Raw genomic sequence first — 14071 nt, forward strand, 5'->3', positions numbered from 1 at the left:
GATTATGATATTTAATAATGACGGAGTACGTCGCAGAGATAAATTAATGGAAGAGGATAGGGCAGTTGAACTCCTCCAAAACAGTGAATATGGAATATTAAGTATGATTGACGATAAGGGTTTGCCATACGGAATACCATTAAACTATGTTTGGGACGGCGAGAGTTCCATCTATATTCATTGCGCACCAGATGGGCATAAACTTGATGGGCTTGCTAAATATCCTAACGTAAGTTTTTGCATCGTTGGTAATGTAAATCTTTTGCCTGGTAAATTCACGACAGAGTATGAGAGTGTTATCTTAAAGGGAGTGGCACATATCAACTTGACTGCAGAGGAGCGTATGGCTGCTTTGCTAAAGTTAGTAGACAAGTTATCACCTGATTTCAAAGAACTTGGTGCTAAGTACTCTCAAAAGTCATTCCATAGAGTAAACATTATACGCATAGATTTCACAGAGTTCAGTGGAAAGTGCAAACATGTGCCTGCGGCAGATTAACAGTCTGCGCACTAGAAAAAAAGATTTTTGCGAGTTTTTAATGTGATTTCCTACATCTTTTTGCCAAACGCATTGTTATACAACATGTTAGCTAATGTATATAAGTCCGTTCTTATACATTTTAGGGAGTGATTAGGCCCTAATCACTCTGTTGTCCTACATGCTTTACCGAGTGATTAGGGCCTAATCACTCAAAGGCGCACCGAAAAAGGTGATTTTATTCTTGCTGCGCTTTATGTATTTTGGCTATAATAGGACATGATTATAAACATTCATAGTTATACTTACGGAATCACTATACTTTGTTTTAAGCTGTTACTGCTTATCATTTATAGTTTCTGAAATCTCTTACTGAAAAGGTTGGCATATTGAAACATTTTATAAATCAGTTTGGTGTCCATATTTCATTTACAAGAGAAATAAGATTCTTATATTCACTATTTTCATGAAAGACACCGCAATGATTTGCTTTACAGCCGGAGAAATGAACAAATATGTCCAAACCAAAACGCAACTTTAGTATTGCGATTTGAGCAAAACTCATCGTTTTAAGTACAAATAAGTGTTTATAGTGTAGGAATCATGTAGGAAAGGTGTAGGAAAAGGCACTTATATACATTAGGTAACCCGTTGACTAATAGTTGTTTAGGTTAAAAGTGTAGTTAGTGTAGGTTATTTTTCTTTTTTTTTGGTTCTTCGTCAATTTAGGGGGTAATATCCTCCGTATATAGCCTTGGCTCTTAATAATTCTACACTTGCTCTATTAAACATCGATCTTTTAATTGCCTTGATTTTATTGACGGTTCCTTCCATAATTCCATTACTGTAGTTTGTAAGATATGTATTCTTGATAGCTTCCTTATCTCTTGTTATATATTCAGCAAAAGATGCGAGCTTGCGGCAATTACAGTTGTAAGCCAATTTAAGCCAGGTATCAATATCGGGTGCATCCTCCTTTCCTGCAACCATATTTCTGAAGAATATGCAGGTTTGTATAATGCTGTCTATATTTGGCTGCGTTTGTTTAAGTTTGAGCAGCTTTTCTGATGTAGTCATACCTGTCATTATATATTTTCTGATTGCTTTGGCAGTTACTTTTGTTCCTTTCTTGTTCTTGGGATCTTTGTTATGTATCCTGACTTGCTGGCGAAGTATCTTATATCTGTCTCTTAGCCCTTTGGTAGCCTTACATATGAGTTTGGAACAGAGTCTTCCATCCATCTTCTTTTCAATGCTTGTTGGTGCGATGGAACCACTGCTGATTATCCGTGCCAGTTCTGGAGTTTGACGGAGTATTTTCATTTGATCATTGCTGAGTATTTTCTTTATATTTGTATTAAACAAATTGTATACCTGCTGAGATTTTACATTCAACTTTTCAGCGATGTCTTTCAAAGGTATCCCTTCTTCCTGCATATGTCGTGCTGCAAAGTAATTTCTAACCCTCTTTCTGTGCTTGATCTCTCCCATCTCATAAAGATCCTCCATGATATAACTTCTGGCTTCGTCCAGGGAAGGATAAGGATATGGCAGCGTATTTTTCTTCTGACAAATCATCTTCTGTATAACTTCAACCATATGATCTCCAAGACCTTTGTCAAGATGAAAATGATCTGAGACCTGCTCTGCATCAGGCAAGGCTTCTTTGATAATCGAAGCATATGCCCAACTGCCATCCCTGCTAACCAACTTGATTTGGGGGTGCATCTTAAACCATTCACCTATCTCAGGACCATATCGTGTATCAAACATAGCCAGCACCCTTCGTGTATAGTGGTCTGCTATGGCGCACATATACTTATGTCCCTTTCGGTATGCCAGATCATCTATGGCAACATATCCACTGCACGCGATGTCCATGGGATTCTCTTTGCCTAAAGACCTTGCGGTTCTCAGACAGGTGGATGAACTCACTTTTATATGTTGGCTGGCAAGAGTCTGTCTGGCAAGCCTTGATGGTTGCTTTAACGATTCCTTTTGCATACGTGAGACTACCTCATCTACACATCTGGCATAAGGTCTGGCGAACTTTAGAGGTTCCATAAATGTTTTCTTTGAACACTTATCGTTCGTGCAGTTCATACGGCGGCAGGTAATGATGATCTTGCTGCTCTGGGAGAGTATCTCCGTATACTGTAACTTACGATATCTATAGTCATGAACACTATGGCTAGGCTCCCCGCAATAAGGGCAACAAGGTAATCTGTTCTTTGTAATAGCATGCAATACAATACCAGAACTGGTTTGAATGAAATCAGTCAACACTAGACCAGAAGTTTTGCATTTATCTTTGATGGAAGCATTTATCTTTCGAAAAAATTGCTGATTCGAATACTTTGAAGTATCTTTGCACTGTGTAGATGTGCGTGTTGTTTTATTTTTATTTTTCACACATTAAAGATACAAAAAAAACACCACATCTACAACTTTTTAACGTTAACTAATGTGTTGATTATCAATGTGTTAGCTAATAGTTTATAATACTAAAGCACCGATATTTAACCCCCTAAATTGAAGAAGAACCTTTTTTTTGGAATCTTTGTCTGATATTCTCCATAATCTATCTGCACACATAGTTCAAGCAAGCTTTGCTCTGGCTTCATCTGTTTGATCTTACAAACGTTTTTCTAGCATTATTATGAGTACAGATATGTGTTTTGACTTTATAACACTAATGGCCAAAATAAACGTATCGTATGTGTTTTATGCTAATATGTAATCATTATTTATTTTTTCTTCGCTTTTTATAAAGCCATCATTGGATTCTATTCATTTTTTTTGTATCTTCGCAACAAATAAAGATGTTTGTGAAATATCCAATAGGGATATACAAAACATCAAGAAGATGCGCAATGATGATTATGTGTATATTGACGAGACTGCGTAGATGTATAAACTAACCGATACAGTTGTAATAATCTAACACTTTGATAGCAAGACACACAATTTATCCCGATGCAAATAACATAAACAATTAATGACTGGGGGAAAAGAACATGAATATATTAGATGGTCTAAATAACAGACAAAAAGAAGCTGTAACCGCTATTGATGGTAAAATTAGAGTTGTTGCGGGGGCAGGCTCGGGTAAGACCAAGGCCCTTACTCATAGGTATGCATATTTGGTTGAGACAGTAGGAATAGATCCTGCTAATATATTATGCTTGACATTTACGAATAAGGCAGCTCAAGAAATGAAATCTAGAATTGCGAAAATGGTGCATATCGGTAATTACAATGATTACGTATCGACCATTCATGGCTTTTGTGTTAAAGTTCTGCGTAAGGAAATTTATCGTTTAGGCTACCCTAAGACTTTTACGATATTAGATACAGAAGATCAAATTACGCTTGCAAAGGAGATTATTAAAGAGAGTAATCTAGATAAAACTACGGTAACTGCTCAACAATTTATTGAAGGAATAAAAAGGAGTAAATATTCGTCAATGCTCACCTACATAGATGAGTATCTTATTCCAAAAGAATTTCAAAAGGGGACATATGAGGATATTGAAAATGATGAGTTTAAGGTGTTTCTAATGAAGCAACAAAAAGCATTTGCGTTAGATTTTGATGACATCATACTTTTTGTACGTTATATTTTCCTAAACTTCGAAGAGGCATATTTGTATTGGCAAAATCAATTTGACTATGTCATGGTTGATGAGGTTCAAGATTGTAATCAAAATGATTGGTCAATTATAAATACTATTACTGAAACGAAGAAAAATTTATTTATTGTTGGTGATCCTGATCAAGCTATCTATGAATGGCGTGGAGCCATGCCCAAAGTCTTTATTGATTTTAAATCAGATAAAGATATCATTCTTGATGAAAATTATCGTTCTACTCAGAGTATACTCAATGTCGCTAACTCTATAATTGCTAATAATGATAATAGAATAAAGAAAGATTTACATACTAATCAAAACAAAGAACAAACAAGAATTATACACTATCACGGTAAGAACGAAACTGAAGAGGCGCAATGGATATGTTCGCAGATAATGAGCTTAATAGAACACAAGCATGCTTCTTCCTCAGATTTTGCAATCCTTTATAGAGCTTCATATATGTCTCGCGGCATAGAACAAGAACTAATGTCAAATCACCTTGAATACATTATCTATGGTGGAATAAGATTTTTTGAACGAAAAGAAATTAAAGATGCATTATGCTACCTACGTTTATTAGAAAAAAATGATGATTTATCATTTTTACGAGTTGTAAACAGACCATCCCGTAAAATAGGAGATGTCTACAAAGCAAGACTTAAAGCTATTGCAGAGCAAGAAAATTGTACGCTTTACGAAGCAATGAAAAATCATATTGAAGAACCAGAGTTTCATAAAGGTGCTGAATTTGTGAATTTAATAGAAACAGAGAAAGAAAAGGTATCATCTTTATCAATTTCAGAACTACTTCAAGACATCCTAAAAAAAAGTGGATTAGAGGAATCATTAAGAATGGATGGTGATGAAGAACGACTTGAAAGTTTGGGCGAGCTTCAACATTCAATTATTTATTATGAAAATATTAATGCAGAAAATGAAATATCATTGAGTTCTTATCTTCAAGATATAGCATTATATACAAATATGGATTATGGTGAAGAGAAAAAAGGATGCATCAAATTAATGACTATCCATCAGTCAAAAGGACTTGAATTTCCATATGTATTTGTATGTGGCTTAACTGAAGGCATTCTACCTAGTCATAAAACTATTAGGCAAAGAAAAAAAGAAGGTTTGGAAGAAGAGAGGAGACTTATGTATGTCGCAGTAACAAGAGCCGAGAAGGCACTTTTCCTTACCGAATCAGAAGGATATAATTACGCAACAAGAACAAACAAATATCCATCTCGATTCCTTCACGAAATAAAAAAAGACTACTTTGTTACTGAAGGTAAAATGGATGTAGACTTATGGAAAGCTTCAGATGAACAAGTATCAGAACTTAATGAAGAATTAACACCACCTAAATTCTCTTTCCCAGAAAATGGGAAAGTAAAACATAATTTTTTCGGTGAAGGCATAATTAAATCATTCTGCAAAGAACGACAATCTTATATTGTAATCTTTGGTAATGGTGAAGAACGAACTATTCTAGCAAAATTCTTATCACCTATCGATAACATACTATAGGCGACAAAGATAGTTCGTAATTCTGACGTTTAGGCCATAGTTAGGTTGATATCATCAAACATTGACGAGTTAAATGCTATGTCTTAACAGGCATAAGTCATTAAATGTTGTTTAAGTAATGTCGTTATCTGCAGGAATGATTTATAAACTTAAATACAAGTTGTCTAACATTAATCGGTTAAAAGTTATTGGTTATAAAGTCTATAGAAGTGTCAGCACTGATATTGATAGGCACATTATCTACATTTTGTCCGCAGCATACCAACGAATTTTTATCAAACAAGCATAAGTAATAACTTCCCCATTTCCTTAATTTTGTATTGATTATATTACAAATATAACACCGTATATTTGTTTTGTATAGTATTTATATAGCTAAAAACAAAAATAGGAACTAGCAATAGTTCCTATTTTGTGATTTCGCTGGGATTCGAACCCAGGACCCACAGCTTAGAAGGCTGTTGCTCTAATCCAACTGAGCTACGAAACCATTGATCTTTAAATCGGGTGCAAAAGTAATCTTTTCTTCCCATATATGCAAATTTTATCAAAACTTTTTCTAACTTTGCATGCATATTTCAAAATAAATTAGACTATATGAATTATTTTATTATCGAAAACGGACTACAAGTAGGACCTTTTAGTGCCGAAATTCTTGTAAAGAATAAAAATATAACAGCAGAAACACTTGTTTGGGCTGACGGCTTTGCAGACTGGACTCCAGCTTGGCAGGTTGAGGAATTACGCATAATGCTTCAAGCTAATACACAAGTACAGCAAACTCCACCTCCTGTTCCTCCTTATATTAATAATGTAAACAATCAGGAGACAGAACCAAAAGAGAAGGAAAAGAAACCTATTTGGAAAACTGTCGCAATTGTCGCAATAGCAATTATTATTATATTGGCAATAGCCAACCCAAGTAAGGATCGCCATAAGGATGCTATCAAGAAAGAACTTACTGAGGCTGTGGATAAGATTAATGAAAAAGAAGGTAATAGCGATGACTTGTTGTCTATGGGATTAAGCGTTATCTCAAAGATATTGGATGACAATACTGTTGATTCTACACTAGACGACATGATTAATTACCATAACTACATTATTTATTCTGTATGTGATGTAAAGTTTGATGGTCGTGAGCATAATGTTTCTTATGGTTTCATAGGACATGTATATACAGTAAACGCTGATGATATCGTGAGATGCTATGAGAATACGATGAATGGCTCTTCTGATAAGGAGGAGGTAAACGACGATGATAATAGCGAAGATACCCAAAGCGAATCAGTAAAAGATGATTCAAAGGATGAAAAGGATTCAAAAGATAATTCAGATGATGCTTTGGACAAAGCCGCTGATAAGATCGTAGATAAAGTAAGTAAGAAAGTTCAGGATAAAGTAGACAAGAAACTTAGCGAGAAACTTAATCAGGCTGCTGACAGTACAGACGGTATAATTGATAAGATCTGCAAGATTCTTGGTCTGTAAATAATTAAAGATTCAATAAATATTTATGATAGATAGTTCAGCTTTTCAAGGTAAGAAAGCGGCTTATTATACATTAGGGTGTAAACTCAATTTCTCAGAGACATCTACTTTCGGAAAGATGCTTTCCGAAATGGGTGTCGTAGCTGCCGAAAAGGGTGAGAATGCTGATATATGCATTATAAACACATGTTCAGTTACAGAAGTTGCAGACCATAAATGCAGACAGGCTATACACAGAATGGCACGTGAAAATCCAGGTGCTTTTATTGTCGTTACTGGTTGCTATGCACAGCTTGAAGCTGAAAAGGTTAGTAAAATTGATGGGGTAGACCTTGTACTTGGTTCTAATGAAAAGGCTAACCTTATTCAATATTTAAGTAATGCCTTTACTGAAGGTGATGATAAGGAAGCGTTGCATCAATTCCATTCCGTTAAAACTAAGGATATCAAGACTTTTCAGCCATCTTGTTCAAGAGGAAATAGAACAAGATATTTCCTTAAGGTACAAGACGGATGTAACTATTTCTGCACTTATTGTACCATACCTTACGCACGTGGATTCTCTAGAAATCCATCAATAGCCTCACTTGTTGAGCAGGCTGAGCAAGCTGCTGCAGAAGGTGGCAAAGAGATTGTTCTTACAGGCGTAAACATTGGTGACTTTGGCGAAACTACTCACGAGAAATTTATAGATTTAGTAAAGGCTCTTGATAATGTCAAAGGTATAGAAAGATTTCGAATTAGTAGTTTGGAACCCGACTTGTTGGAAGACGAACTGATAGATTATTGTTCACATAGCCGTGCATTCATGCCTCATTTTCACATACCATTGCAAAGTGGAAGTGATGAAGTGTTGAAGTTGATGCACAGACGATATGACAGTGCCCTGTTCGCACATAAGATAAATCTTATAAAAGAGAAAATGCCAGACGCTTTCATTGGTGTTGACGTTATGGTAGGATGCCGTGGAGAAGAACCTGAATATTTCCAAGAATGTTACGAATTCTTGAAATCACTACCAGTAACTCAGTTACACGTGTTCCCATATAGTGAACGCCCAGGAACTAGTGCCCTCTCAATACCTTACGTTGTTGAAGAGAAGGAAAAGAAAAGGCGTTCAAAGAGACTGCTTGAACTTAGCGACCAAAAGACACATGACTTCTATGCCAAGTATATAGGTGAGGAGATGGATGTGCTTTTTGAGAAAGCTCCTAGAGGAAAAGCTATGCATGGATTTACAGATAATTATATCCGTGTAGAAATTCCTGCTTCAAGTGCTTGCATAGAGTATGATAATGAGATTATCCGTGTAAAGTTGGGTGATTTTAATCATGACGGATCAGCACTCAAAGCGGAAATAATTTGAGAGATATGAAACTTTCAATAGTAATACTAAATTGGAACGGCAGGGATATGATGAAGAAATATCTGCCAACGGTGATTAAACATTCTGAGAAGGATGCTAAAGTTATCGTTGCAGATAATGCGTCATCTGACGATTCAATTGAAATGCTGAAGAAAGACTTTCCTGAGGTTGAGATTATTACGCTTGACAAAAACTATGGATTTGCCGAAGGTTATAATCAAGCTCTAAAACAAGTAGATAGCGAATATTATCTGCTATTGAATTCTGACGTGGAAGTTACTGAAGATTGGCTGAAACCACTATTGAAATACATGGATGAACATCAAGATGTTGCAGCGTGTCAACCGAAACTTTTATCTATATTCGATAAAGACTCGTTTGAGTATGCTGGTGCTTCTGGTGGATTTATCGACAAGCTAGGATATCCTTTCTGCCGTGGACGAGTTTTCGACACAGTAGAAAAAGACAAAGGACAATATGATGATATAGCTGAGGTTTCATGGGCAACTGGTGCTTGCTTAATGATTCGCTCAAAAGACTATTGGAACGTCGGAGCCTTAGACGGTCGCTTTTTCGCACATAACGAAGAGATAGACTTGTGCTGGAGACTTAATCTGTATGGTCATAAGATTGTATGCATTCCAGAAAGCAAAGTCTTTCATGTTGGAGGCGGTACATTACCAAAGAGTAATCCGATGAAAACTTATCTGAACTTCCGCAACAATCTTACAATGCTATATAAGAATCTTCCTGAAGAGGAATTGAAGTCTGCTATGCGTTTAAGGTGGATACTTGACTATACAGCAGCATGGAAGACTCTAATTGTAGATAAGAATATTGGTGACTTCAAGGCTATATATAAAGCTCGCCGAGCATTCAAAAAATGGCGAAAAGACTTCAAGTCAGACCGAGACCTAATACAGAAGAATAGGGTAGAAGGATGTAAAAATGACAAAATGAATATCTCCCTGCTTTGGCAATATTATGTTCGCGGCAGGAAGACATTCATTGATATTATTAATCACGCTTGATTTTAATAATCGGGCGAAGGTTAATATTTTTCTTCCATTCTTTAAGATATTCAAACCATGACTTTGAGTCGTGATATCCAAAAGACTCATCAGCACTTGAATATGTAATTTTATAATTAAGTTTTCCGTTGACCATTCGGATTACAAAACCATAATTATCTTTGTCAGCTGGCAATTCTTTTATGCGATAATTCTGCGGAATATATATTCCCATTCCAACAGTCTCACGCTTCCAATTTATTGTATCGTTACCTGCTGGCCAATCAGTTCCCCAAAGTCCACGAAGACCGGTATGATCTGAATACTCCAAAGAGTTCTTCATATTTATCAATCCAGTAGAGAATTCAATATTCTTAGAATCACGGTTAGTCCATGCTTCTACATCAACATCACGGTGATTTGCATATAGTGTATATCTTTCTGTTAAAGAAATACGTGGTTGTCCTTCCTTATATCTCCATCCGTTATCAGTAAGTTCAACGATTGTGCGAACAGGACCATAACAAACAATACGTTGTCCTCTAGACTTAACATCACTCATCATTGTAGAAGCGCTACCGTTCCAGCCACGAAGAGCACCGAAACCGAAAGTGTCTCCTACCCAAAGAATATCATCGCCATATCCCTTCAACTTTTGTTCCTTAGAAGTATAAAACTGTGTATCTTTAAGTTCCAATCCCTTGTGAAATTTACCATATAAATCAAGAGTCTGTCGCTCATCAAAATAGAATCGCATGCATATCAGTTCGTTTTCAAAAGCCACGCCGTGGTGATGAAGTAGGTGGTACTGATCTTTCATTTCATCAGTAGCAGCAATCTGTGATAAATACAAATCATGCTTATTTTTGTCTTTCACCTTTGGATCTCTCAATAATAATTCGGCAAAAGTTAAATTCTTATATTGTTTCTGATCTGACTTATTGTCAAGCAATATTTTGAATGTTTTTTTTCCTTTAGCTTTAAGATTGGTTATAAAGCATAACTCATCGTTATTACCATCACCATCAAGATCATCCACCTGTGAAGCGATTTCCGCTCCATTACAAGTTACAATAGAAGATGTTGTTAAAGGGTAATTTTTTAGACTTATAACAATTGGAGCATCACTCATCTCAATGTTATAAGGATTAGTGACATCAACACTCAGCGAATTTTGAGCCACACAACTATTTGCAGCCAAAAATAGCGCAAATGTGATAAAACTTGTTTTAATCATTGTTTATATTTCAGTTTGTTAATGCAAATATAATTATAAATGTTCGGCTTAATAAATATTTTTTATTTTCATTTGAGTTTTTTACTAATTTTGAGTTAAAAGTGTTATATTTGACCATAAAATTTAATTTTTTTAGCAAAACACTTGCATTAAAAAATATTTTTTAGTACTTTTGCGTTGTTGAATTTTAAGGGAGACTATTCGTTTGAAGAAGATTTATTACATATTATTTGCTGTAATGGTACTCTGTGTGGCTTGTGAATTAAAACTTAAGCCAAATAGTGACATTGAGAGCCACGTTGAGATATTGCGCTATGATCGTATCGAGAGCAGATATCTTACAACGGGCGACTTTTCAGCTCTTCAAGAAATGAATACAGAATACCCGATAGAAACTAGAACCTTGGTTGAAAATGTGCTAAAATTAGGAGCTGTTTATGAACCAGATATTAATAGCCGTTTTCTTAATTTCTATCAAGATACAACACTTCAAACACTTATTACTGATGCTGAAACCCAATACGCAAGTATTGATGATATCAATAAAAAATTATCATCTGCTTTCGGTAAGGCTGATAAAGAGTTATCTCATTTTAAGATGCCTAAAGTTTACGCACAGATAGGCGCTCTTGACCAAAGCATTATAGTAGGGGATAAAACTATCGGCATTTGTCTTGATAAATATCTGGGTGAGGATTACCCTTTATATACAAAATATTATTCAAAGAATCAATGCAAGACAATGTCCAGGGAATATATTGTTCCTGATTGTCTGAGTTTTTATCTTTTAAGTATTTATCAGATGCCTAACTTCGACCACCGCAGCCAACAAGAAAAGGATTTGCACATGGGGAAGGTTATGTATGCTGTTAATAAAATTATTGGAAATAAAGTGTTCACTACCAAATTTATTGATGCAGTTGAGAGCTACATGAATGACAATAAAAACGTTACTCTTGACAAATTGCTTACTAGTGACGACTATAAATGTTTTAGTCAGTATCTTTAGTCAACTTTAAATCATCAATATTTGCATTTGGTGATAGTTTGTCTAAATCTACCCAATTCCAAATTCCTGGAACATGTCCTTTTTTACTGAATTGCCACATATCATAGACTGGCTTTCCAGGCAACAATGGTGTACCTGTATAATTGGCGATAAACAAGATATAGTTATCAAATTCTGGCGAAAGATTATCTTTAAAATATGACTCGCTGCAATATATTATTGGAGCCTTTCCATATTCTTCTTTGCATGCATCAATGAAATCGCTTAATTCAGTCTGTATTTTTTCTTTGCTCCAACCAAGAGTTCCATCATCTTCTACATCTATTATTGGCAATAAGTCTTGTTGCTCCTTATCAACAACATCATTAAAGTGATTAAACTGCCTTCTACCTGAAAAATTTTTAGAAAGAAAATGGTAAGAACCAATTAAGAAACCATGTTTCTTTGCTTCAGAAACATTACGTTTATAGCATGGATCTTCATTGTATATTCCTTCTGAAGCTTTTATATAGATAAATTTAATATGATTGTTTTTAGAAAGGATATCCCAATGTATCTTTCCCTGATGTTTAGAAATATCAATTCCATCATAGTCTCCAGAAAACGGTGCATCAATATCAGTATATGGCCAATTCTTATCATATTTGGCAGTGTTAAGCATCTGCCATGGCATATAATACCATAGTAAAAACAAGACACCGCATGATAAAATAATTAATTTCAGTAATCTGTTTCCGTTTTTGTTTTTCTCTTTTCTCTTTTTGACCATCACCTGTGAAAATAATATGATGCAAAGGTACGGAAAGTTTGAATGACCCACAAATATCATTAGCACGATTTGTGTCAAAATATGCAACATTCAATTTGATTTTCCTTTTTCTTTGATAAGATGAAAAGTTTGCTTATCTTTGCAAACAATGAATTCCAGACGTGGTACATACATTCGAAACATAAAATCGGCAGGTCTTTTTGGTGGTGTCCAAATAATAAACATCATCATAGGTCTGTTAAAGACGAAATTTGTAGCTTTATTATTGGGTGCTAATGGTTTCGGTATGTTTTCCATTTATAACTCCATTGCGAGAATGGCTGGTGACATTACTGGATTAGGAATACAAACTTCGGGAGTGAAAAAAATCTCCAACTGCTATGAACAAGACAATGAAAAACTAGCTAAATCTATAATATCGGTAAGGTCATGGAGCATTTTTGCAGCCTTGTGCGGTTTTATAATTACATTAGTAATGTCTCCATTATTCAATTTTATTTCATTTGGTAAATCTGAAAACCATTTGTTTGAATTGATTTTTATTCCTTTTGCAGTATCATTAACGACTCTTTCTGGAGGAGAGATTGCAATACTTAAAGGTACAGGAAAGCAATCAAAACTGGCAAAATTAATAGTTGCAGGGACTGTAATTTCATTGATCGTTAGTATTCCTCTGCTTTATGCTTTTGGAGCAAAGGCTATTGTTCCTTCTTTAGTTTTATCAACACTCTTCACATACTTATTATGCTGCCACGCAACAGGTTTGCGTTTTAGTAATATACCATCAATAAACAATATATTGAATTGTATAAAGAGTGATATGTCATTATTAAAGTTGGGTATTGCTTTTTCTTTAGCATGTTTGGCTGGCAGTGGAACGGAATATGTCATACGATCATTTCTAAGTACAAATGCTTCTTTGGAGATAGTAGGACTATACAATGCAGGATTTATGATAACAATGACATACTCAGGCATTGCTTTTTCAGCTTTGGAAGCTGATTATTTTCCTCGACTTGCAAGAAATAACACAATGAGAGACATGATGGATATTATCAACAGACAGATAATAACTAATTTGCTTATCGCTTTGCCTTTATTGCTTGTTTTTATGCCATTGGTTTCACACATATTACCAATATTGTTTAGCAATAATTTCATGGGAGCAATACCATTTGTGAAAGTAGCATTGTTTGGTGTAATCGCAAGAGCCGTGTATTTACCAATAGAATATGTAGCTTTAGCTCAAGGCAAATCTTTACTGTATTTATTTCAAGAATTAGTTTCAGCAATATTACTTTTAATAAGTTCAATATTGGGTTATCATATAGGTGGTTTAATGGGACTTGGTATCGGCACTTCAATTTCTGCCTTCATGGAATTGCTTTTCGTAGCTGTTTATACGCATTATGTATTTGGATATAAACCCTCTATAAAAGTAATGACCGGCGCAGTGGCATCATTTATTATGTTATATGCCATGTATGTTATTAGTAAATAAAAAAACTCCTGTAACCTTTTGAGTTACAGGAGCATATATGTTGCT

The 14071-nt window shown here is 35.1% G+C and carries 10 protein-coding genes and 1 tRNA gene; 7 read left to right on the forward strand and 4 right to left on the reverse strand.

Annotated elements, in window-relative coordinates; genetic code table 11:
* Positions 1-4: 4 nt before the first annotated feature.
* A complete protein-coding gene (locus HEQ28_RS03370; protein ID WP_434503775.1) occupies positions 5-499 on the forward strand; it encodes a pyridoxamine 5'-phosphate oxidase family protein in 495 nt (164 codons plus the stop codon).
* 699 nt (positions 500-1198) lie between these two features.
* On the opposite strand, the gene HEQ28_RS03375 is transcribed toward HEQ28_RS03370, so the two are convergent.
* Positions 1199-2890, reverse strand: a complete 1692-nt coding sequence (locus tag HEQ28_RS03375; RefSeq protein ID WP_434503776.1) for an ISL3 family transposase — start codon at positions 2888-2890, stop codon at positions 1199-1201.
* Between the two features lie 605 nt (positions 2891-3495).
* On the opposite strand from HEQ28_RS03375, the gene HEQ28_RS03380 reads away from it, so the two are divergent.
* Positions 3496-5643 carry an ATP-dependent helicase gene (locus HEQ28_RS03380; protein ID WP_434503777.1) on the forward strand — a complete coding sequence of 716 codons (2148 nt, stop codon included), beginning with the start codon at positions 3496-3498 and terminating at the stop codon, positions 5641-5643.
* A 415-nt stretch (positions 5644-6058) separates the two neighbouring features.
* Here HEQ28_RS03380 and HEQ28_RS03385 read toward each other — a convergent pair.
* Positions 6059-6133, reverse strand: a tRNA-Arg gene (locus HEQ28_RS03385).
* A gap of 107 nt (positions 6134-6240) precedes the next feature.
* Here HEQ28_RS03385 and HEQ28_RS03390 point away from each other — a divergent pair.
* Genes HEQ28_RS03390 through HEQ28_RS03400 form a run of 3 tightly spaced genes read left to right on the forward strand, consistent with a single transcriptional unit; the run spans position 6241 to position 9531 of the window.
* The gene (locus HEQ28_RS03390; RefSeq protein WP_434503778.1) at positions 6241-7134 is read left to right on the forward strand and encodes a GYF domain-containing protein; all 894 of its coding nucleotides are present in this window, start codon (positions 6241-6243) and stop codon (positions 7132-7134) included.
* A gap of 25 nt (positions 7135-7159) precedes the next feature.
* Entirely contained in the window at positions 7160-8500 is a 1341-nt protein-coding gene (gene mtaB / locus HEQ28_RS03395; RefSeq protein WP_434503779.1) for a tRNA (N(6)-L-threonylcarbamoyladenosine(37)-C(2))-methylthiotransferase MtaB, read from the forward strand.
* Between the two features lie 5 nt (positions 8501-8505).
* The gene (locus tag HEQ28_RS03400; RefSeq protein ID WP_434503780.1) at positions 8506-9531 is read left to right on the forward strand and encodes a glycosyltransferase family 2 protein; all 1026 of its coding nucleotides are present in this window, start codon (positions 8506-8508) and stop codon (positions 9529-9531) included.
* Here HEQ28_RS03400 and HEQ28_RS03405 read toward each other — a convergent pair.
* A complete protein-coding gene (locus tag HEQ28_RS03405; protein ID WP_434503781.1) occupies positions 9518-10747 on the reverse strand; it encodes a DUF4861 domain-containing protein in 1230 nt (409 codons plus the stop codon). The two genes, HEQ28_RS03400 and HEQ28_RS03405, sit on opposite strands and share 14 nt — an antisense overlap.
* A 205-nt stretch (positions 10748-10952) precedes the next feature.
* Here HEQ28_RS03405 and HEQ28_RS03410 point away from each other — a divergent pair, with 205 nt between their 5' ends.
* A complete protein-coding gene (locus tag HEQ28_RS03410; RefSeq protein ID WP_434503782.1) occupies positions 10953-11756 on the forward strand; it encodes a gliding motility protein GldB-related protein in 804 nt (267 codons plus the stop codon).
* On the opposite strand, the gene HEQ28_RS03415 is transcribed toward HEQ28_RS03410, so the two are convergent.
* A complete protein-coding gene (locus HEQ28_RS03415) occupies positions 11740-12525 on the reverse strand; it encodes a glycoside hydrolase family 25 protein (RefSeq protein ID WP_434503783.1) in 786 nt (261 codons plus the stop codon). The genes HEQ28_RS03410 and HEQ28_RS03415 overlap by 17 nt on opposite strands.
* A 148-nt stretch (positions 12526-12673) precedes the next feature.
* Between HEQ28_RS03415 and HEQ28_RS03420 the strand changes: the two genes are divergently transcribed.
* Positions 12674-14026 carry an oligosaccharide flippase family protein gene (locus HEQ28_RS03420; RefSeq protein WP_434503784.1) on the forward strand — a complete coding sequence of 451 codons (1353 nt, stop codon included), beginning with the start codon at positions 12674-12676 and terminating at the stop codon, positions 14024-14026.
* The last annotated feature ends 45 nt before the right edge of the window (positions 14027-14071 follow it).

Source organism: Prevotella sp., assembly GCF_051059605.1.
Classification (GTDB): Bacteria; Bacteroidota; Bacteroidia; order Bacteroidales; family Bacteroidaceae; genus Prevotella.

Bases quoted from the DNA above. Each gene is read 5' to 3' on its own strand.
- HEQ28_RS03370 (WP_434503775.1), top strand. From the start codon at position 5: ATGATATTTAATAATGACGGAGTACGTCGCAGAGATAAATTAATGGAA.
- HEQ28_RS03380 (WP_434503777.1), top strand. From the start codon at position 3,496: ATGAATATATTAGATGGTCTAAATAACAGACAAAAAGAAGCTGTAACC.
- HEQ28_RS03390 (WP_434503778.1), top strand. From the start codon at position 6,241: ATGAATTATTTTATTATCGAAAACGGACTACAAGTAGGACCTTTTAGT.
- mtaB (WP_434503779.1), top strand. From the start codon at position 7,160: ATGATAGATAGTTCAGCTTTTCAAGGTAAGAAAGCGGCTTATTATACA.
- HEQ28_RS03400 (WP_434503780.1), top strand. From the start codon at position 8,506: ATGAAACTTTCAATAGTAATACTAAATTGGAACGGCAGGGATATGATG.
- HEQ28_RS03405 (WP_434503781.1), bottom strand. From the start codon at position 10,747: ATGATTAAAACAAGTTTTATCACATTTGCGCTATTTTTGGCTGCAAAT.
- HEQ28_RS03415 (WP_434503783.1), bottom strand. From the start codon at position 12,525: ATGGTCAAAAAGAGAAAAGAGAAAAACAAAAACGGAAACAGATTACTG.
- HEQ28_RS03420 (WP_434503784.1), top strand. From the start codon at position 12,674: ATGAATTCCAGACGTGGTACATACATTCGAAACATAAAATCGGCAGGT.